Origin of the sequence: Bombella sp. ESL0385, assembly GCF_009725755.1 — a bacterium.
Classification (GTDB): Bacteria; Pseudomonadota; Alphaproteobacteria; order Acetobacterales; family Acetobacteraceae; genus Bombella; species Bombella pollinis.
Window position 1 is genome coordinate 863904 of sequence record NZ_WNIJ01000001.1, and the last position, 20740, is coordinate 884643.

A 20740-nucleotide genomic window follows, 5' to 3' on the forward strand; every position below is an offset into this window, starting at 1 on the left:
CTGTAACGGACAGCGCGTTAAGAGGAAAGGGCCTCTATCGCCTCCTTATGGAGGGTTGGGTTGGCACAAGCGAGGATAGTGCTATCACTTTCTAGTGTTAAAGCATTGCCTGCCCAATCTGTCACGCAGCCACCGGCCCCCGTGATGATGGGCAAAAGAGGCCCCCAATCCCACGGTTTGAGCGTATCTTCTGCGATGATGTCGATATGACCTAAACAGAGCAGTCCGTAAGCGTAAGCATCGCCGCCCCATGAGGTCCGGCGCGTTTGTTTTTGGAGTTTTTGGAAGCATTGATATTGCGCAGGGCGGAAGATTTCTGGTGCGGTGCAGGAGAGTTCAGCCTCATGGAGGGGGACGTGCTGACATGTGCCGATATGGCCGGGCATGTGAGGGGCGTCATAACGGCTGGGTGCGCCTTCAACCCCTATCCAGCGTTCATTGGTTATTGGTTGGTCGATGATTCCCAAAACAGGGCGGCCTTTGTAAAAGAGAGAGATTAAACTCGTAAAGCTGGGGCGGCCTGTCACAAAGGCGCGCGTGCCGTCTATAGGGTCTAAGACCCAGAGCCATTCATTATCTATCTGGCCAGAGTGTCCCGCTTCCTCTCCTAAGATGGCATGGTGGGGCACATGCTGGGTGAGGAGGGCCCGCATAGCGGCCTCGGCCTCTTGGTCAGCTTTGGTAACGGGACTGTCATCCTCTTTAGCATGAATAGTAAGTGACTGCCGAAAATAGGGAAGAATGACCCGCCGCGCGGCCTCGGCGCATTGTTGGGCGAGGGGAAGATAGTCAGAAAAAGCGGGGTGGGACATAGGGCGGATATGCCTTTATTCTTACGGAGTAATTGACGAGACGCAGGGAGCGCGGCAATCAAGGACTCATGCGAGCGATTATTGTCATCCCCTCCAGAATTGCCTCTACGCGGCTTCCACGCAAGGCTTTGGCTTTAATTGATGGCGAGGTGATGATTGTTCATGTCGCCCGGCGTGCTGTGGCGGCTGGGTTGGGGCCGGTTTTAGTCGCTGCGGGCGATGATGAGATTAGCGCGGCTGTCTCCCATCTTCCCGGTGTGGAGGTGGTTTTAACAGACCCCGCTTTGCCCAGTGGCTCGGACCGTGTGCAAGCGGCGTTGGCTGTTTATGACCCTCACGAACATTACGATTCTGTCGTTAATCTCCAAGGGGATCTCCCTTTGATAGACCCCCAGATGATTGCAAAATCATTGCGCCCTTTAGAGGATGAGCAGTTTGCAATCGGCACCTTAGTGGCTCCCGTGCAGAGCGAGGCTGAAGCTAAGGCCGAGTCGGTTGTGAAGGTAGCCTGTGCGTTTCAGCATGATGATGCTGTAGCGCGGGCCTTATATTTTTCGCGCTCTGTGATTCCGTGGGGAGTGGGGCCTTTATGGCATCATGTAGGGGTGTATGCGTGGCGGCGTAAGGCTTTAGCGCAATTTGTGAGATTGCCGCCTTCTTTGTTAGAAAAACGCGAACGTTTGGAGCAATTACGCGCTTTAGAGGCTGGCATGGCGGTCGGCTGTGTGCAGGTGGCTCATGCTCCGTTAGGTGTGGATACAGCAGAGGATTTAGCGCGGGTCAGGGCGCATCTGGGGGAGAGAGCATCATGCCGGTAATTGCATTTCAGGGCCGACCGGGTGCGTATTCCGACCTTGCATGCCGTGCAACCCGGCCGGGCTGGGTTACCCTACCATGCCGCAGCTTTGCCGAGACGATTGAGGCCGTGCGGGATGGGCAAGCCGATGAGGGGCTTTTACCGTGTGAGAACTCTCTTGCTGGGCGTGTGGCGGAGATTCATGCGCTTTTGCCAGAGGCGGGGTTAAAAATTGTTGGGGAGCATTTTCAGCGCGTGGAGCATTGCCTATTAGCCGTACCGGGGGCACGGCTTGAGGATATAAAGCGTGTTCATACGCACCCTGTAGCGATGGCACAGGTACGCGGCTTGCTTGCTCATTATGCGTTGGAGCCTGTGACGGAGTTTGATACAGCAGGCGCGGCGGAGCTTGTAGCTGGCTGGGGGCGGAAGGAAGATGCAGCCATTGCGTCCTCTCTAGCGGGGGAGCTGAATGGGTTGAATATTCTGCAACGCAATGTTGAGGATGCTGCCCATAATACAACGCGCTTTTACCGTGTTGCCCTGCCAGATTCTGTTACAGATGCTATGGCTGGGCAACCGATGATGACGACATTGCTTGTCCATATTCGGCATGTGCCGGGGGCTTTATGTGATGTCTTAGAGTGTTTTGCACGTTATGGAGTCAACATGACGCGGATTGAGAGCTATATGCTGGGGGGCTCTTTTGAGGCGTCTCGTTTTTTGATGGATATAGAAGGTGCGGTGGAGGAGCCAAAGGTGCACCATGCCCTCACCGCGTTGGTAAAGGTAAGCGAGGGCCATCATATTTTGGGGAGTTACCCACGGAGTCCCTTCCGTGATGAGATGTGACCTTTCTCCCAGAGGGGAGGATGCTTATAATGGTGGCATTATTTGTTGTGATGATTGAGAGATGAGGGCGGAGAGTATCATTATGGCGCAGACGATTAATCAGCACTATCGCGGCTCTTTGACCGCCCTTATCACCCCGATGAAGGCGGATGGCACGCTTGATGAGCAAACGGCTGCTCGTTTGATTGAGCGGCAGATTGAGGGGGGGACGACAGGGCTTATACCCTCTGGCACAACGGGGGAGAGTCCTACACTCTCTCATGCTGAACATGGCCGTGTTGTTGAGCATTGTGTCGAGGTGGCAAATGGGCGCGCCTTGGTGATGGCGGGGGCTGGCTCTAACAGTACGCATGAGGCTGTGGGGATGGCTCGTCATGCCCATAAAGTAGGGGCAGATGCGTTGTTGGTTGTCGTGCCTTATTACAATAAACCAACGCAAGAAGGGCTTTACCGGCATTTTATGACGGTGGCAGATGCGACTCCTTTGCCGCTTTGGCTTTATTGCATCCCCGGCCGCTCAGTTGTGGATTTAACGCCAGAGACTCTAGGTCGCCTTGCTCAGCATCCTAATATTGTGGGTACAAAGGATGCCACGGCGAATCTCACACGCCCGATTGCGGTGCGGCGTGTTGCAGGGGCGGCGTTTAATCAGCTTTCTGGTGAGGATGGGACGATTTTATCCTTCCTTGCGGCAGGTGGGCATGGCTGCATTAGTGTGACCTCTAACGTAGTGCCGGAGCTTTGTGCGCAGCTGCATCGGCTTTGGCAGGAAGGGAAGGTGCAAGAGGCGATTGCGCTGCAAGATAAGCTTATGCCGTTGCATGATGCTCTTTTTGCTGAGACAAGCCCTGCCCCGGCAAAATACGCGCTGTCTCGTTTAGGCCTTTGCACTCCGACTTTGCGTTTGCCGATGGTTGAGCCGCGTGATGAGACGAAGAAGCGGGTTGATGACGCTTTACGTTCGCTTGGGCTGTTGGGTTAAGACGCGGATATGGCAGCGAGTAAGAAAAAGACAAAAGGCGGGCTGATTTCGCACGGTATTGCCGCGCAGAATCGTAAAGCCCGTTTTAATTACTCCATCATAGAGACTGTGGAAGCCGGACTGGTGCTAAAAGGGCCAGAGGTAAAAAGCTTGCGGATGGGGCGGGCTACATTGTCCGAATCTTATGCGGTTGAGCGCGAGGGCGAGCTTTGGCTGATTAACTCCTATATTCCAGAATATCAGGGCGGGGTGTTGTCCCGTTTTGATACGCGGGCCCCACGGAAGCTTCTGCTGCACCGTAAGCAATTAGCTAAATATATTGGGGAGGTCACAAAGGCTGGGGCGTCTCTTGTGCCGTTAGATATTCATTTTAACGCGCGCGGTGTGGCTAAAGTAACGCTTGGCCTTGGGAAAGGGCGGAAGAAAGAAGATAAACGCCACGCGATTGCTGATAGAGACTGGCAGCGCGATAAAGCGCGCCTGCTGCGTAATAAAGGACGTGGTGAATATTGATATAAAAAACCCCACAGCATGCAGGCCGTGGGGTTTTTTATAAGGTGGGAGAGGTTGTAAAGGCACAACCTCCCTTTTCCTTTGCTTATTCAGCGGAGAGCTGTACAGCCTCAGGGCCTTTATGGCCTTGGACGACATGCATCCCAACAGCCTGACCATCAGCTAAGCTACGCAGGCCGGACCGCTCCAAAGCAGAAGCGTGGACGAATACATCCTTACCCCCAGCTTCTGGTGTGATGAAGCCAAAGCCCTTGGTGGTGTTGTACCATTTTACAATCCCGCGCATTTCTTCAGCTTGGGAGAGATCTGGTGCAGGGTGGAAACGCTCGCGCTCTTGCCGCATAGGCGGTGCGGAGTGGCGGGGGGCTTCCTCTGTCGCAGTGCTGGCATCAACAGAGAGAACCTCGGCGACTTGGCGGCCTTTGGGGCCTTGGCCAACGCGTACAACAACAGTTGTGCCCGGTGCAGGCTCGCCATGGCCGATAGTGTTCAGCGTATTCGCGTGGAGGAAAACATCCCCGCTACCATCGCTCAGCCCAACAAAACCGAAGCCACGCTCGGAGTTGAACCATTTAACCGTCCCGGTGATTTCGGGGCCTGTGGGAGTGATTTGCGGGCCACCACGGCCGCCACCGCCACCACGGCGGGGGCCACCACCAAAGCCACCACGCGGCGCATCGTAACTGCCGCGATCGTCAAAATAGGAGGGTTGGGTCATAAAATCGCGGTCAAAACCGCCGCGGCGGGAGGAAAAGGAGCTGCGGTCGGATCTATTATTTCTCAAGTGTCTCGTCCCGTACTGGGGTCATCAGGGAGGGGAGCAACATTCTGCTACCCTCAGGGTCTTAAAAGGCACCGCCATTCATGCGGTCCGATTAGGACGGTAGCATGTTTTTTCACTTACGCCATATGAAAAAGAAAAAACTGCGAAGATTTTTCAATCTCTTTAATTAAGGAAGACACTATTAAAGAATTACTATAAACTAGTCGCTTGGTTATCAATAAAATTGATTCAATATCCAGTCTTCTACCCAGCGGCGAGCAATCGTCCCGGCATAGCGCGGTCAAACAGATGGAGGAGGTCTTGCAAAGCTGCTCCGCGTGGGCCTTGTAAGGTGGGGTTACGCGTTAGCTCACGCTGGCTATCATGGCGCATAGCGGTGAGGAGCAAAGCAAGGCGTGTGGGGTCGGCAAGGCGAAAGCCCGGTAAGCCAGATTGGCGGCTGCCTGCAAGGTCGCCCCCACCACGGATGCGGAAATCTTCATCAGCGATGAGGAAGCCATCCTCAGTATCGCGTAAGAGGGAGAGGCGTTTTTTCGCGGTGAAGCTGCTCTCCTCACTATGGAGGAGGAGGCAGTAAGATTGTTGTGCCCCACGCCCCACCCGACCACGGAGTTGATGAAGCTGGGCAAGGCCGAAACGCTCAGCTTGCTCAATGACCATAATCGTTGCATTGGGGATATCAACGCCGACTTCAATCACCGTTGTGGCAACAAGGAGGCGTGTTTTGCCTTGCTCAAAGGCGGTGAGGGCCTTTTGGCGTGTTTCAATATCCTGTTTGCCGTGGGCAAGGCCGATGATGGGGCCGAATCGTTTGGTGAGTGCGGCCCAGCGTTCCTCCGCTGCGGCGGCACTTTGGCTTTCACTCTCCTCAATAAGAGGGCAGACCCAAAAGATTTGTTTTCCTTGCTCTAAGGCGCGCTTTATCCCTGCGAGAATATCATCCAATAGGCCCATATTATGAACAGTCGTATGGATGGGTTGGCGTCCGGCGGGTTTGCTATCCAGCCGGCTAACACCCATCTCGCCCCATTCTGTGAGTTGAAGTGTGCGGGGGATGGGGGTGGCTGTCATGACCAGCACATCAGTTGCAGGGCCTTTTGTGGCGAGCTTCATACGCTGCTCCACCCCAAAACGATGCTGTTCATCAATGACAGCAAGCCCGAGGTCAGCAAAGATGACACCATCTTGAAAGAGTGCATGCGTGCCGATGGCGATTTTAGCATGACCATCGGCCAGCTTGGCTAAGGCAATCCGCCGGGCACGCCCTTTGATGGAGCCACTTAAAAAGACAAAGGGCACAGGGCAGAGGGCTTCAAAGGTGCTGGCATGTTGCTGAGCGAGGATTTCGGTCGGGGCCATGAAGGCCGCTTGAGTGCCGGCCTCTACAGCATGGAGCATGGCCATCATTGCGACAAGGGTTTTCCCTGCCCCTACATCACCTTGCAAAAGGCGCATCATCGGGGTGGGTTGGCGCATATCAGCGGCAATTTCATCCATGACACGGCTTTGGGCTGCGGTGGGGCGATGGCCAAAACGCTCCAAAAGCTGTTGGCGGAGTGTGCCATCTCCAATAAGGGCACGCCCCTCGCGCGCCTGCGCTTGTTGGCGGGCCATCCCTAAGCAAAGCTGGTCAGCGAGGACTTCATCAGCGGCAAGGCGTGCGCGTGCGCGCTCTAAAAAGGGGGTGGGGTCCCCTTGTTGGGAGAGGCTTTCGGGCAGGTGTAAGGTTTCTAATGCCGTTTTAAAGGACGGCCAGCGATGTTTTTGCAGGAGGGGGGCATCTAACCATTCAGGGAGGTCATCGGGGATGAGGGCCAAAGCGGCCTTCATGGCACGGCGCACGGTGGAGGGGAATAATCCAGCCGTTAAGGGCCAGACAGGCTCTAACCACGGGAAGTTATCTCTCTTCTCCCACGCGATGATATGGTCTGGCCGGGAGAGTGTGAGGCGGTCATGATAATGTCCTACTTTACCAGAGACGAGAATCTCCGTGCCTTCAGGGGGGAGGAATAGTCGCCCTTTTTGGAAGAAGGTAATCTCTAACATGCCCGTTTCATCATGGGCGGTGAGGATGGTCGGTTGGGAAGGCCGTGCAGGACGGCGAATGCCTAAGACGCGGACATGGCTTGTGAGTACGTCCCCCGTTGGGAGGGCGCGTCCTTCGGCAAGGGTCATTATTTTTCGGCGGTCAATGAGCTTTTCTGGCAGGGTAAAGAGCAGGTCAATCACCCGTTTGCCGCCGCTAATTTTGCTTAATAATGTGGCATGGCGTGCTGTGAGTCCCGGCAAGCTCGTCAGCGGGGCCAAAAGCGGGGTAATCCGCAAAGAGGGAGGGGCAAGGGGCATAGCGTGTAAACGGCTTTTGTGCTGACAGAGGGCCGAGGGAGCGTTATAGGGTAGCAAAACCATCAGATAATAAAAATACTCTTATCTCATGAGGGGAGCCTGCTTTGATGCACGCTGAAGATTCTGCCATGGCGTCTTTTGGTCCGACTATCTGGGGTGTGCCAGATGGCGCGGTGGCGTTTTTGCTGCGTCAGCGTTTGTCAGAGCATCAAGGGACGATTGTGCATGTCGCTCATGATGATGCCGCTTTAGCGTCCCTGGCTGATATGCTGAGTTGGCTTGTGCCAGAGGTAATGGTGCTGCGCTTTCCTGCGTGGGATTGCCTACCTTATGATCGTATCTCGCCTAATCCGTCCATCGTTGCAGAGCGTACAGCAACCTTAAGCCATTTATTGGAGCCCGCACCGCCCACAGGCCGCATTGTGCTGACGACAATCCATGCGATGATTCAACGTGTACCGCCGCGTGCCGCTTTTGCGGGCCAGACACTCCACATCAAACGTGGTGATATGGTGGAGGCTAATCACCTTGCTGAGCAGCTGGTGGGGAATGGCTATAGCCGTGTTGATACCGTGATGGAGCGCGGCGAATTTGCTATGCGCGGGAGCATCTTCGACCTCTATCCCGCTGATGCGGGGGAGCCTGTGCGGCTCGATTTCTTCGGAGATGAGGTTGATAATATCCGTAATTTTGATGCTGCAACCCAGCGTTCGACAGAGGCGCGGGAGGGGTTCAGCCTTACGCCCGTGTCGGAATATGCATTGGATAAAGCCAGCCTAAGCCGTTTTCAGACAGGATGGCGGGATGTGTTTGGCAGCGGTGCGATGGAGGATGTGCTGTACCGGCAATTATTGGAGGGACGCCGGGCCAGCGGGGCAGAGCATTATCTACCGCTTTTTCATGATGGTGATGGCCATCATATGGAAACTTTGTTGGATTATCTGCCAGATGCCGCGGTGAGTTTTGAGCGTGAAACGCCAGAGATTTTTATCGCCCGGTTGGAGATGATTGCCGACCATTACCAAGCGCGTTGCGCGGCGGGGCATGAGGGGGAGCTGCCTTACCGGCCCCTACCGCCGCATCGTTTATATCTCAATCGCCATGGGTGGGAAGGGATGTTGAAGGGCCATCCCACCGTCCTATTATCACCCTTTGCGCGCCCTGATGGAGCTGAGGGGATAGAGGCAGGCTATAAGCCGGGGCCTGTTTTTGCCAGCATGGGCGGCGCGGGGCGAGAAGGGATTTTTCAGCAATTTGCAACCCATGTACAAGCATGGGCGAAAGAGGGGCGGCGCACTTACCTAACGGCATGGAGCAATGGTTCGCGGGAGCGGATTGCGACCCTCTTACGCGATCATGATATTGCGTGTGAGAGCTTTGAGGGTTGGCCCGAGGCCGCAGCTATGGCGCGTGGGGCGGTTGGGCTGGTTGTTCTGGGGCTAGAGCGTGGCTTTACGGGGGGAAGAGTCGCCTTTGTCTCCGAGCAAGATTTATTAGGAGAGAGGTTAGCCCGCCCACCAAGGCGGCGGCGAAAGGGTCAAGATTTTATCACCCAAATTGGCGAAATTGCCGAGGGTGACCTTGTCGTCCATGAGGAATACGGCATTGGGCGTTATGTTGGGCTAGAGACCGTGCGCGAAGGGCGTGTAGCGCATGATTATCTCTCCATCCTTTATGATGGGGAGCAACGCTTGCTTCTGCCTGTGGAGAATATCGACTTGCTTAGCCGGTTTGGCTCCGAGCAAGGGACGGTGCAGCTTGATAGGCTAGGTGGGACATCATGGCAGGCGCGTAAGGCGAAGATGAAGACACGCCTGCGCGAAATGGCCGGGGAGCTGATTCGCACCGCAGCGGCACGGGCGATGAAGGAGGCCCCCATCATGGCTCCCGCAGAGGGGTTGTGGGATGAGTTCTGCGCGCGATTTCCTTTTATGGAGACGGAGGACCAATCGCGCGCGATTGCCGATGTGTTGGAGGATTTAAGCAGCGGCAAGCCGATGGACCGCCTCGTCTGTGGGGATGTCGGCTTTGGTAAGACAGAAGTCGCCTTACGCGCGGCGTTTGTCGCGGCTCTTTCTGGTATGCAAGTGGCTGTCGTGGTGCCCACAACCTTGCTCGCACGGCAGCATTATCTTGGCTTTAAACAGCGTTTTGAGGGGCTACCTGTGCGGGTAGAGCAGCTCTCACGCATGGTGAGCGCAAAAGAAGCCACAAAAGTGCGCGATGGGTTGGCTGATGGCACGGTGGATATTGTCATCGGGACTCATGCGCTCCTCTCCAAAGCAGTGTCTTTTGAGCGGCTAGGGATGCTGATTATTGATGAGGAACAGCATTTCGGCGTGGCGCATAAAGAGAAGCTGAAAGCTATGCGCGAGGATGTCCATGTGCTGACCCTCTCCGCAACCCCGCTTCCCCGCACGCTTCAGCTATCGCTCTCTGGTGTGCGGGAGATGAGCTTGATTGCCACCCCGCCGACAGACCGGCTCTCGGTCCGTACTTTCATCACGCCTTTTGATAAAGTGATGATTCATGAAGCCATTCAGCGAGAACGCTTCCGCGGGGGGCAGATTTTCTGCGTTGTGCCGCGTTTATCGGATATGCAGCATATGGCAGAGCGGCTTAAAGAGATTGTGCCAGATGCCCGCATTACCGAGGCGCATGGCCGCCTCACCCCCACCGAGCTAGAAACGGTGATGACGGAGTTCTCGGAGGGGAAGTACGATATTCTGCTCTCCACCAATATTGTGGAAAGCGGCTTGGATATGCCGCGTGTTAATACGATTATTATTCATCGGGCGGATATGTTTGGCCTTGGCCAGCTTTATCAGCTTCGTGGTCGTGTAGGGCGGGCCAAACAGCGTGGTTATGCCTATCTGACATGGCCACAAACGCACGTATTATCCTCATCTTCCATCAAACGCTTAGAGATTATGCAGACGTTGGATTCTTTAGGGGCAGGCTTTACGCTCGCCTCGCATGACCTCGATTTACGCGGGGCGGGGAACCTCTTAGGCGATGAGCAATCTGGCCATATTCGGGAGGTGGGGATCGAGCTGTATCAACAGATGCTGCAAGATGCGGTGACGGATTTGCGGCGGATGCGTGATGAGAGCGATGAGGAGGATATAGGCTGGACACCGAACATCATTCTCGGTTTGGCTGTCCTCTTGCCGGAGGATTATGTAAAAGACCTGCCTGTTCGGCTTGGTTTATATCGCCGCATCGCCGCTTTGAAGGACGAAGCTGATGTGGATGCGATGCGGGTAGAGCTGGTGGATCGCTTCGGCCCGCTGCCCCAAGAGGTAGAAAATCTGCTTGATGTTGTGATGATTAAAAAACTCTGCCGCGATACCGGGGTGGAGCGGTTAGAGGCTGGTCCTAAAGGCATGGTGCTTCAGTTCCGCAAGAATAAGTTTGCTAATCCAGATGGGTTAATCCGTTGGGCTGCGCGGAATGAGAAAGCTGGGGTGAAGATACGCCCGGACCATAAGCTTGCGATGGTGCGGGAAATGACAAACGCCGTACGCATTAATATGGCGCGGAAAATCCTCGCTTCTCTAGGTAAATTGCTGGAGAAAGCACGCCAGAGTGATGCGGCATAGGGTAGGGGGATTAGGGCTATGCGCTTAACCCTTTATACGGATTACGCCTTTCGGGTTTTAATTTATCTGGAAACACAAAAAGACCGTCTTGTCTCTATTGGGGAGATTGCCCGTGTTTATGGAGTCTCTGAAAATCATTTAGTAAAGGTGGTGCATCGCTTAGGGCAGCATGGCTTTATTAAGACGCTGCGTGGGCGCAAAGGGGGGCTGCGTTTAGGGCGTGATGCGGCGGAGATTTATCTGGGTGATGTTGTCCGTTGTACAGAGGATGACCTCGCCCTTGTAAGCTGCATGCGTAAAGATGAGGCAGCAGCGGGCTGTATTTTGGTGGGGGGATGCCGTTTAAAGCAGACGCTGTTGAAGGCACGTTTTGCGTTTATGGATGTGCTGGATAGCGTTACGCTGGCCGATGTAACTGCCCCGCATGAACGTACGATATTGATGGATGCTGTGCAGGAGGTAATTGCCACACCGCATGAGGGACCTAAAGGTTAGGCCGGAATCTGCGCCAATTTGCCGTAGTTTGTTGGTACGCAAAGTGCGAATAAGTCGGCAAGGCCTGCTCTATATGCGGATGAGGGATAAAGATAATCCCTGAATCTGTTAGGAAGCTATCAATCTCTTTAAAAGGAACATCATGCGTTTTTAGCTGTTGGGCAATCCAATTCATGGTTCCCATGACCATTGCTCCGGGGCCGGTAATGGCCCAGACATTTTCAAAAACACCTGTCTCGACAAAAGCGCGGACCTTGTGGAACATCGTTTCCATAATATGCTGCATGATGGGGTTCCCGGCCTCGTAAATGAGGATGTCATTATCAAGGCACCACGGATTGCCCACGGAGTAAGGTAGCAATGTCTTAAAATGGGCTCCTTTGGTTATGTCCGTAACGGGGGCGTGGCAGATAACATCGGCATCAATATACACACCGCCTTTGATATGCAGGTAACATAACCGCCAAAAATCAGAGAGCATGGCAGGATGGGGGCAAGCCTCATACAGGGCTGCAATATCCGTGCCGAAATGCGCCTCAATAAACGCCCGAGCGGAGTCGGCATTGGCACGATGATAGGTGAAGTCAGGATGAGCGAGCCGGACGCTCTCCATGGCGGTGAGAATATCATCGGGCGGGGGCGTACTATCCCAAAATTGAGCAATATGTTTGGGTATGCGTCGTGGGAACTCCTGCGGCACAGAGCGCGAAATTGTAGGAAAGAGACGGCTCTCTAAGGCTAAGGCAAGGAGCGCAAAACACCCGTCATGTTCCCCTCGTAATGCCGCTTGGAACATCTCTTGGAAGGGAGCGGGATAATCTGGGAAATCAAAGCTCATCGCGGAAGCCAGTGGCAATGACGTAAAGCTCGCTCGATTCCTTACGGGAGGCAGGCGGCTTGACGTGCTTCACAACGGCGAAGTTGCGCTTCATCAGGTCTAGCATCTCTTTTTCTGACCCACCTTGGAAGACTTTTGCAATAAAGGCCCCGTCCGTAGCGAGGATTTTTAAGGCGAAGTCGAGTGCATTTTCAGCTAAGGCCATAATGCGGATATGATCAGTTGCAGCATGGCCTGTGGTGTTAGGTGCCATATCGGACATCACAAGGTCTGCGCGCCCGCCAAGCATGTTTTGGAGCCGTTCTGGCATGTCGGCTTCCATAAAATCCCCTTCGATGATGTCGGCCCCCGGTACGGGGTCCACTGGTAGTAAGTCCACCCCAATGACCTTAGCCGCCCCGCGCTTAACGGCAATCTGCGCCCAGCCCCCCGGTGCGGCACCCAGGTCCACCACGCGGCTACCGGGTTTGATGAAGTGGAAGCGGTCATCCATCTCCAGCAATTTGAAGGCCGCGCGGGACCGCCAGCCTTGTTGGCGTGCCGCACTGACGTAGGGGTCATTTAATTGGCGATTGAGCCAGCGTTGCTGGGCAGGGGTGCGCCCACGGGCTTTGCGTAGTTTGACGGTCTGCGTCCGTAAGGTTTGGGAGGCAGAGGCATCATCGGCGGGGTCGCGTGTGCCGGGTGTGCGTGAGTGACGCAAGGGCTTGCCGGGAACACGTTTTGCGGCTCGCTCTTTAGCAGGGCGGCGGGATGAGGGAGGTGTATCTTTTGGGCTCATAATGCGAGAAGATAAGCCCTTCCATCCTATCTGCAAAGGCCGCTTCGTCTTTTTGTTGCTGCAAGAGGCTTTTTGCCTGTAAGGGGCTGGCAGAGACATTGTGTTAGCCGTTGCACTAGAGAAGATAAGGGCCTTTTGTGAGACAATTTTACGCCGCCTTTATGGTTGCAGCCTTCGCCTTATGTATAGGGGCAGGCTTAGGATATTGGCAGACAGCGAGCCTTACCGGGGTGCTTATGGGGGTAGAGGCTGTAGCGATTCTAGCCCTGATGGAAACTGCTGAATCCATGGATAATGCGATTGTCGATTACGGTATTCTCAAAACCATGTCTCCACAATGGCAACGCCGTTATATGAGCTGGGGGATGCCGATTTCAGTTTTAGGGATGCGGTTTCTTTTCCCCATTCTGCTTGTGGCTATTGTCGCGGGGCTTTCCCCGTGGCAAGCGGCGCGTTTGGCGATGATGGAGCCGCAGCGTTATGCCCATATCATGCTCGGTGCGCGGGATATGATCGCCTCTTTTGGTGGGGCATTCCTCCTCCTTATCGCGCTGAATTACTTTTTAGATGATGATAAAACCCATCATTGGGTCACATGGGTGGAAAAGCCAGTAGCACGGCTTGGTGGGGTCCCCGCCTTGCCTGTGGGGGTGACATTAGCGGTGCTGATGGGGGTAAGCCGTTTGATGGCCCCCGGGCATGACCCGTTAGCCTTTCTCTTTTGGGGCTGTGGGGGGATTGTTGCCTATATATTGGGCAAAGAAGTTCTCGTCTGGTTGATTGGTGAGCCCGGTGCAGCCCCCCTTATGATGAAGGGCGGTTTGCTCAGCTTCCTCTATCTAGAGTTTATTGATGCGAGCTTCTCTTTTGATGGTGTCATTTCGGCGTTTGCTATTACGACAGACCCTATCATAATCGCCCTTGGCCTTGGTGTGGGGGCCATGTTTGTACGGTCTATGACCCTCTCCATGCTGAAAACGAACGCTTTGGCAGAGTATGTTTATGTAGAGCATGGGGCGTTTTATACCATCCTTATTCTGTCTCTTTTGATGCTATGTGGCGTGTTGGTCTCTGTACCAGAATGGATAACGGGGCTGGTCGGGCTATTATTGATAGGCGGGGCCTTTTTGGCGAGTCTGGCGCATAAGCGTCAGGGGTGAGGGGGTAGAAACAAGGGAAAAACGCGCCTGCCCTCTTGCGCCGGAAAATGAATGACGTTAGAAACCCGACTGCATACACCGCCTTGGGAGATAGTTTAGCGGTAGAACTACCGGCTCTGACCCGGTCAGCCCTGGTTCGAATCCAGGTCTCCCAGCCATTATGAGGGTGTTATGTTTAGCAGGCCGTCTTAGAGCGGTCTCACAGTGCCGCTTGGGAGATAGTTTAGCGGTAGAACTACCGGCTCTGACCCGGTCAGCCCTGGTTCGAATCCAGGTCTCCCAGCCAGTTATCTTAGCTTAAATGATGCACAAGTTCGCTTAACATACGCTTCAGATTTGCGTATCAGCGTATGCCGCTGTAAGGGAAGGCTCCCTTCTTCAAGGTTGGAGCATGGCACGATATGGCTGCAAAAATCTCATCTGATTTAATAGCGCGTTATGCGGGCAATCTGCCGCGTTATACCAGCTACCCAACTGCTGTTAGTTTCACTGATGCTATTGGTCCGCAAGATGTGGCAAGCTGGCTAAAGGCTTTGCCGGCTGAGCAATCGGTCTCGCTTTATTTTCATGTCCCTTTTTGTGATGAGCTATGCCGCTTTTGTGCCTGCAATACGGCTGTGATGCGGCAGGAGGAGGGACGCAAGGCATATGGGGCGTTATTGCTAGAGGAGATGCGCCGCGTTATCGCCCTGATAGGGCAAGGCCGCCTTGTACGGCATCTTCATTTTGGGGGAGGGACGCCGACAACCTTACCGCAGGATGTTTTGCGGGAGGTCATGGCCGCTGTGCGTAGGGCGTTCCAGATAGCTCCAGATGCAGAGTTGGCTATGGAGATGGACCCGCGTCATGTTCCAGAGGGGATGTTGCCACTCTTGGCGGAGTTGGGGTTTAATCGCATCAGCTTTGGGGTGCAGGACCTTAACCCACGCGTACAAGAGACATGCGGGCGCGTACAATCTTATGAGCAAACTCTCGCCTGTGTGCAGCAAGCCCATGCCGCCGGGGTGCATGGGGTGAATATCGACCTCATCTATGGTCTGCCTTATCAAACGGTGGAGAGTGTGAAGGACACCGCCCAACGCATTGTGGCCATGCGACCAGATAGATTAGCTGTTTTTGGTTATGCTCATGTCCCGTGGAAGCAGAAACGCCAGCAACTCATCCCTCAGGAGGCCTTACCCGGTACGGAGGAGAGGGTTGAGCAAGCGGCGATGATTGATCACGTCTTGGTAAAGGCGGGCTATAAGCCCATTGGGCTAGACCATTACGCCCATCCAGATGATGCAATGGCGCGCGCTTATGAGGCCGGGACACTGCATCGGAACTTCCAAGGCTATACGATTGATTCCTCACCTGTTTTGCTGGGGATGGGGGCCTCGTCTATCTCCATGACGCCAGAGGGATATTATCAGAATATCCCCTCCACAGCCGCTTATAGCCGTGCTTTGAAGGAGCAAGACGGCTTGCCCATCGCCCGCGGTGTCTTTCGCACACAAGATGATCGTTGGCGGGGGAAGGTGATTGAGACCATCATGTGCCTCTCTGCTGTGGACCTTACCCCTTATATTCCAGAAGGGCAGGCTCTAAGTCAGGCTTTTGCTGCGGAGTTAGAGGCGTTACGCTCTTTTGAGGAAGATGGGTTGATTCACTGGCAAGGGAATCACCTTAGCCTGACAGAAAAGGGCAAGCCTTTCCTCCGGCATGTGGCAGCGGTGTTTGATGCACGGCAGAAAGAGCTTGCCGCAAAGCAAACAGGCCAAGCGACGCCGCGTTTTTCGGCTTCATTGTGAGATAGAAGGGCCATAGTGGCGGATTTTCTTTGCCTCCCTTTGCAGAGTGCGTTATGAGACCCTGCCAACGGCTTAAAACCTATCAATAGGGTTAAGCTGACCGAGTTGTATTGACACAGGACGCACGAGCGAGGGCGTAGGCAGCATGACAAACTTCCCACAAGAGAGACTTTATAACCGAGTGCGTGATGCCTTGGCCTTTGATGATGTCCTTATTGAACCTGTTGAATCCTCTGTTCTGCCGGGGCAGGTCAGCACAAAGACGCGCCTTACCCGTAAGCTTAGCCTGAATATTCCACTTCTTTCCTCCGCTATGGATACAGTGACGGAAGAAGAAATGGCTATTTGCATGGCCCAGCAAGGCGGTATGGGGGTTATCCATAAAAACCTAACGCTGGAGGAGCAGGCTGAGCAGGTCCGCCGTGTGAAGCGTTTTGAGGCCGGGATGGTAGTTAATCCCGTAACAGTTGGGCCGGACCAAACCCTGCGGGAAGTCCATGAGATTATGGCCCGCAATGGGATTTCTGGCCTCCCAGTTGTGGAGAAAAGCGGCAAGCTGGTTGGGATTTTGACCAATCGTGACATGCGCTTTACCGCTGATGAGACAACACTTGTCCGCGATATGATGACCCATGAAGGGTTGGTGACGGTTAAGCATGGGGCATCGCCTGAGCAAGCCCGCCAACTCCTGCATGACCATCGGATTGAGAAGCTCCTTGTTGTGGATGATGCAGAGCATTGCGTGGGGCTGATTACCGTTAAGGATATGGATAAAGCAACGACCCATCCTTTGGCGGTAAAGGATGCTGAGGGCCGGTTGCTCTGTGCGGCGGCTATCGGCGTAGGGGAAGATGGCCTCCGCCGTGGGGCTGCCCTTGTGGATGCGGGGGTGGATGTGCTGGTGGTTGATACCGCCCATGGCCATTCCCGCGGTGTGTTAGAAACTGTTGCGCGATTACGGGACCGTTATGCGGATGTGCAGCTCATTGCGGGGAATGTCGCGACACCAGAGGCTGCACAAGCTTTGATTCGCTCCGGTGCAGATTGTGTAAAGATTGGCATTGGCCCAGGGTCCATCTGCACAACGCGTGTGGTGGCGGGTGTGGGTGTGCCGCAATTCTCTGCGGTGTTGGAGACAGCGGCCGCCTGTCATGAGCTTGATGTCCCCGCTATTGCCGATGGGGGGATTCGGACCTCTGGCGATATCGTCAAAGCCATTGGGGCGGGTGCGGATGTTGTGATGGTTGGTTCCATGCTCGCAGGATGTGAGGAAAGCCCTGGTGAGAGCTTCCTTTATCAGGGGCGGACCTATAAAGCGTATCGTGGTATGGGCTCCATGGGGGCGATGGCCCGTGGCTCGGCGGATCGTTACTTCCAAGGGGAGGTACGCGATACGCTCAAGCTGGTTCCAGAGGGGATTGAGGGGCAAGTGCCTTATAAAGGCCCGATGGCAGCGGTGGTGCATCAGCTTGTTGGGGGGCTGCGGGCTGGTATGGGTTATACAGGCTCCGCTACCGTGGCAGATTTGCAAGTTCGGGCGAAGTTCCGCAAAATTACGAATGCTGGCCTGCGCGAAAGCCATGTGCATGATGTGACCATCACGCGGGAAGCACCGAACTATCGCCTGTAAGGTGATTTTTCCCTTTCCTGAAGGACGGAAACAGGGTAGGCGGGGGCCATGACCCCCGCTGCTCGTCTCTCTGGTGCGATTGATCTGCTTTGTGCGATTCAAAATGCGCCTCATCGTCCGGCTGATGCCGTGGCTAATAACTTCTTCCGCGAACGCCGCTATATTGGTGGCGGGGATCGCAGGGCTATCTCGACCTTAGCGTGGGATGTGCTGCGGGCGTGGCGGCGGCTGCATTGGCATTTACGGGCAGAGTTACGGTACCGGCATGAGGATATTTCCCCACGGCTTTTATGCGCGGCGATGCTGCATTTTGTGGGGCAGCCTTTATCCTCCATTCAGGCGTTATTTAGTGGGGAGCGTTACGCGCCAGCCCCATTGAGTGAGCGTGAATATGCGATGCTGGCGGCATTAGAGGGCCAATCCATCACAGATGAGAAACAATCCCTCCCTGTCAGGTTGGAATATCCTGATTGGTTGCACCCTTATTTAGAGCGTGATTTCGGTGAGCGATTGGAGGAGGAAATGCGTGCCCTCATGGGGGCTCCAACGCTCGACCTCCGCGTGAATCTGCTGAAAGGAACGCGTGAGGAAGCCTTGCGCCGCCTTAAGCGGGAAGGGTTTGATGGGCAGCCAACGCCTCTTTCCCCTTGGGGGATTCGTCTTGAGGGCCGCCAGCCCGTTACCGCTGCGGCACTTTTTCGGGATGGTCTGGTAGAGATTCAGGATGAAGGGAGCCAGCTCATCGCTGCGGCGGTGGATGCCCGCCCCGGCGAGCGGTTGCTTGATTATTGCGCTGGTGCGGCGGGAAAGACCTTAGCTATTGCCATGACGATGGAAAATAAGGGTCAAATTGTCGCATGTGATGTCTCCTCTATACGGTTGGAGGGGGCTGTAAAGCGGTTGCGCCGGGCGGGTGTGCATAATGTGACGCGCCATCTCCTCAAAGAGGGAGATAAATGGGCCAAACGGCGGGAAGGGCAGTTTGAGACGGTATTGGTCGATGCGCCTTGCTCTGGTACGGGAACATGGCGGCGTAACCCTGATGCACGGCTGCGGCTAAGTGAGACGGATGTACAAGAGCTTTGCGTAAAGCAAGCCGCTATTTTGGATATTGCCGCACGGCTTGTTCGCCCCGGTGGTAAATTGGTTTATGCCACATGCTCTCTCTTAGGGGTGGAGAATACCCAGCAGATAGAGGCCTTCCTTAAAAGAAGGGCTGATTATCAGCGCCTTCCTTCAGCGCGGCGGTCTTTATTCTTGCCAGAGAGCTTGCGCCAAGATTCTGCCTTTGCCCTTACCCCCTATAGCTATGGGACAGATGGCTTTTTTGTTGCGGTGATGGAGCGTAGCGCACAAAATTAAGCCTCTTACAGCCTTATTAGCGTGATGGCGGAGCTTTTCTGCCATGGAGCGTTTGTGTATTTATTGTGAGAATGGCTGATATTCGGCTACGCGCAATGGAGGAAATACGCTCCCTATGGCCTATGATGTTCTCTTTGGTGTGGTGCTAACATTTGGAGCTGGTATGCTGGCGCAATGGGTGGCGTGGCGTCTGCACTTGCCAGCAATTGTGTTGCTGTTTGCTATGGGGCTGCTTTTTGGCCCTGTGCTAGGCTGGTTAAACCCCTCCGAAACATTAGGCCATGCCTTCCGTCCGCTTGTCTCTATGCTGGTCGCCTTGATCGTGTTTGAAGGCGGCCTTGCGCTGGATCTTCGTCAGTTACGCGAGGCTGGGCAAGGGGTTGCACGTTTGACGATGGTGGCCTTGCCTATCAACTGGCTCTTAGGCTCCATAGCGGCGCATTATGTTGCACGGCTGGAGTGGGGGCCGTCTTTTCTCTTTGGGGCGATTATCGTGGTGACGGGGCCTACGGTCATTCTGCCTTTGCTACGCAGTGCCAAGTTACAACCGCGTGTTGCTGCCTTTTTACGGTGGGAAGCGATTGTGAATGACCCGCTAGGGGCTATTCTTGCTGCGGTTGTGATGCAGGTTATGTTGCTGCATCTCGACCTGCATAAACAGATGCTCTTTGTCCACACCTTGCCTGATATGGTTGTGGCGGGGGCTTTGTCTGTTGCTGCGGGGATATTGCCTGCTTATTTGCTCAGCTATCTCTTTACGCGGGACTTAATGCCGGAGCTGCTAAAGGTCCCTGTCATTCTAACACTAGCCCTGGTTATTTTTGAGGCCTGCACATTGGCGATGGAAGGTGCGGGGCTAATCGCCGTAACCGTTTTTGGCATGATGCTGACCAACTTACACCCGCCGGGGATGAATGATCTAAAACGCACAAAGGAATCCCTTGTTGTGCTGATGGTCTCGGTATTGTTCATCCTCCTCGCGGCGGATTTGCATCGTGGGGTTCTGGCACGGCTCTCGGTCCCGATTTTATTGCTGACCTTAGTGGTGTTGTTTGTGGTGCGGCCACTGGGGATTTTCCTCTCCACATTAGGCACAACGATGAGCTGGCAAGAGCGGCTTTTTGTTGGCTGGATTGCCCCGCGCGGTATTGTTGCAGCGGCTGTGGCTGGGGCTGCGGGGATTAAATTGGCAGAGGCGGGGTATCCTTCGGCAGAGTTGGTGATGCCTGCAGTGTTTGCAGTCATTGCTGTGACGATGATTTGCCATGGCTTTTCCCTCGGTCCCCTCGCACGGCGGCTGCATCTGACACTCTCTAACGAGCCAGCTTTGGTCATTCTAGGCGGTAATGCGTGGTCAACGGACCTCGCCGCATGTTTGAATGAGGAGAAAGTACCCGTCTTGCTTGTTGATACAACAGCGCAAGAGCTTATGCCTGCTGCACGGCTCGGGGTACCTGTTTTAAAGACGGAACTCCTCTCCGCAGCCGGGCAAGAAGCTTTGGAGGAGCGGCCCGCCGATTATCTGATCGCGACAACAGGGGATGCGATTTATAACGGTATGGTTTGTGGGCATTTAGCCCCTCATATGGGGCGGGAGCGCGTTTATCAGGTTAGCCCCGGTGTGGCACGGCTGGACCTCTATCGTGGTCTTTCGCGTGATGCGCGTGGGAAAGTACTGGGAGAGCCGGGATGGAACTATACGTTTTTTGATACGTTATTTAGTCGTGGTTGGCGTTTTAAGAGCTATACCGTTACGGAAGTAATGGCTGATTTGTTGGAAAAAGAAGAAAACCGGATCGATCTGCTCATCGTACGCCGTGGGACGGGTATCTTTATACGCTCGGCAGAAGATAGGACTAAGACGAGTCCAGCTGCGGGGGATTTGGCTATTTCCATGTTCTCGCCAGAAGGGCAAGAGGCCTTTACCGGGGTAAAAGAGGAGGCAGAGCTACTTGAAGAGGCATAGCCTTCTGTTTTTAAACGGATTAGGGTAGTGT

General features: G+C 54.6%; 16 protein-coding genes and 2 tRNA genes. 13 read left to right on the top strand and 5 right to left on the bottom strand.

The genetic code is table 11. From position 1 onward, the window contains the following. Positions 1-17: 17 nt before the first annotated feature. Complete coding sequence (locus GM557_RS03935; protein ID WP_155573037.1) at positions 18-812, bottom strand: inositol monophosphatase family protein; 795 nt, start codon at positions 810-812, stop codon at positions 18-20. Between the two features lie 68 nt (positions 813-880). Between GM557_RS03935 and GM557_RS03940 the strand changes: the two genes are divergently transcribed. The 4 genes from GM557_RS03940 (at position 881) to smpB (ending at position 3955) form a co-directional block, all read left to right on the top strand. Further along, complete coding sequence (locus GM557_RS03940) at positions 881-1630, top strand: 3-deoxy-manno-octulosonate cytidylyltransferase (RefSeq protein ID WP_155573038.1); 750 nt, start codon at positions 881-883, stop codon at positions 1628-1630. Further along, on the top strand, positions 1621-2460 hold the full coding sequence (locus tag GM557_RS03945; RefSeq protein ID WP_155573039.1) for a prephenate dehydratase: 840 nt from the start codon (positions 1621-1623) through the stop codon (positions 2458-2460). Before GM557_RS03940 ends, GM557_RS03945 begins: the two co-directional genes overlap by 10 nt. Before the next feature lie 82 nt (positions 2461-2542). Beyond that, positions 2543-3442, top strand: coding sequence for a 4-hydroxy-tetrahydrodipicolinate synthase (dapA, locus tag GM557_RS03950; RefSeq protein WP_155573040.1), 900 nt, complete (start codon positions 2543-2545; stop codon positions 3440-3442). Positions 3443-3451: 9 nt separating this feature from the next. Continuing rightward, entirely contained in the window at positions 3452-3955 is a 504-nt protein-coding gene (smpB, locus tag GM557_RS03955; RefSeq protein ID WP_099026006.1) for an SsrA-binding protein SmpB, read from the top strand. 85 nt (positions 3956-4040) lie between these two features. Here smpB and GM557_RS08995 read toward each other — a convergent pair whose 3' ends face one another. Both GM557_RS08995 and recG read right to left on the bottom strand, forming a co-directional pair. Next, positions 4041-4739 carry a cold-shock protein gene (locus GM557_RS08995; protein WP_304488802.1) on the bottom strand — a complete coding sequence of 233 codons (699 nt, stop codon included), beginning with the start codon at positions 4737-4739 and terminating at the stop codon, positions 4041-4043. Positions 4740-4982: 243 nt separating this feature from the next. After that, the gene (gene recG / locus GM557_RS03965) at positions 4983-7085 is read right to left on the bottom strand and encodes an ATP-dependent DNA helicase RecG (protein ID WP_155573041.1); all 2103 of its coding nucleotides are present in this window, start codon (positions 7083-7085) and stop codon (positions 4983-4985) included. 107 nt (positions 7086-7192) lie between these two features. Between recG and mfd the strand changes: the two genes are divergently transcribed. Together mfd and GM557_RS03975 are read left to right on the top strand one after the other, a co-directional pair. Then, positions 7193-10687: a transcription-repair coupling factor gene (gene mfd, locus GM557_RS03970; RefSeq protein WP_155573509.1), complete on the top strand. Its 3495-nt coding sequence runs from the start codon at positions 7193-7195 to the stop codon at positions 10685-10687. Positions 10688-10705: 18 nt separating this feature from the next. Continuing rightward, complete coding sequence (locus tag GM557_RS03975; RefSeq protein WP_155573042.1) at positions 10706-11182, top strand: Rrf2 family transcriptional regulator; 477 nt, start codon at positions 10706-10708, stop codon at positions 11180-11182. On the opposite strand, the gene GM557_RS03980 is transcribed toward GM557_RS03975, so the two are convergent. Both GM557_RS03980 and GM557_RS03985 read right to left on the bottom strand, forming a co-directional pair. Continuing rightward, positions 11172-12020 carry a glycosyltransferase family 32 protein gene (locus GM557_RS03980; RefSeq protein ID WP_155573043.1) on the bottom strand — a complete coding sequence of 283 codons (849 nt, stop codon included), beginning with the start codon at positions 12018-12020 and terminating at the stop codon, positions 11172-11174. The two genes, GM557_RS03975 and GM557_RS03980, sit on opposite strands and share 11 nt — an antisense overlap. After that, positions 12010-12801, bottom strand: a complete 792-nt coding sequence (locus tag GM557_RS03985; RefSeq protein ID WP_155573044.1) for an RlmE family RNA methyltransferase — start codon at positions 12799-12801, stop codon at positions 12010-12012. The genes GM557_RS03980 and GM557_RS03985 overlap by 11 nt, the downstream gene beginning before the upstream one ends. Before the next feature lie 137 nt (positions 12802-12938). Here GM557_RS03985 and GM557_RS03990 point away from each other — a divergent pair, with 137 nt between their 5' ends. The 7 genes from GM557_RS03990 (at position 12939) to GM557_RS04020 (ending at position 20709) form a co-directional block, all read left to right on the top strand. Then, complete coding sequence (locus GM557_RS03990) at positions 12939-13961, top strand: DUF475 domain-containing protein (RefSeq protein WP_155573045.1); 1023 nt, start codon at positions 12939-12941, stop codon at positions 13959-13961. Between the two features lie 84 nt (positions 13962-14045). After that, positions 14046-14119, top strand: a tRNA-Gln gene (locus GM557_RS03995). Positions 14120-14173: 54 nt separating this feature from the next. Beyond that, positions 14174-14247: transfer RNA gene (locus tag GM557_RS04000), tRNA-Gln, on the top strand. A gap of 115 nt (positions 14248-14362) precedes the next feature. Continuing rightward, positions 14363-15751, top strand: coding sequence for an oxygen-independent coproporphyrinogen III oxidase (hemN, locus tag GM557_RS04005; RefSeq protein ID WP_155573046.1), 1389 nt, complete (start codon positions 14363-14365; stop codon positions 15749-15751). Between the two features lie 145 nt (positions 15752-15896). Beyond that, positions 15897-17381, top strand: a complete 1485-nt coding sequence (guaB, locus tag GM557_RS04010; protein WP_155573047.1) for an IMP dehydrogenase — start codon at positions 15897-15899, stop codon at positions 17379-17381. A 48-nt stretch (positions 17382-17429) separates the two neighbouring features. Continuing rightward, entirely contained in the window at positions 17430-18743 is a 1314-nt protein-coding gene (locus GM557_RS04015) for an RsmB/NOP family class I SAM-dependent RNA methyltransferase (RefSeq protein ID WP_155573048.1), read from the top strand. A 115-nt stretch (positions 18744-18858) separates the two neighbouring features. Next, the gene (locus tag GM557_RS04020; RefSeq protein ID WP_155573049.1) at positions 18859-20709 is read left to right on the top strand and encodes a sodium:proton antiporter; all 1851 of its coding nucleotides are present in this window, start codon (positions 18859-18861) and stop codon (positions 20707-20709) included. The last annotated feature ends 31 nt before the right edge of the window (positions 20710-20740 follow it).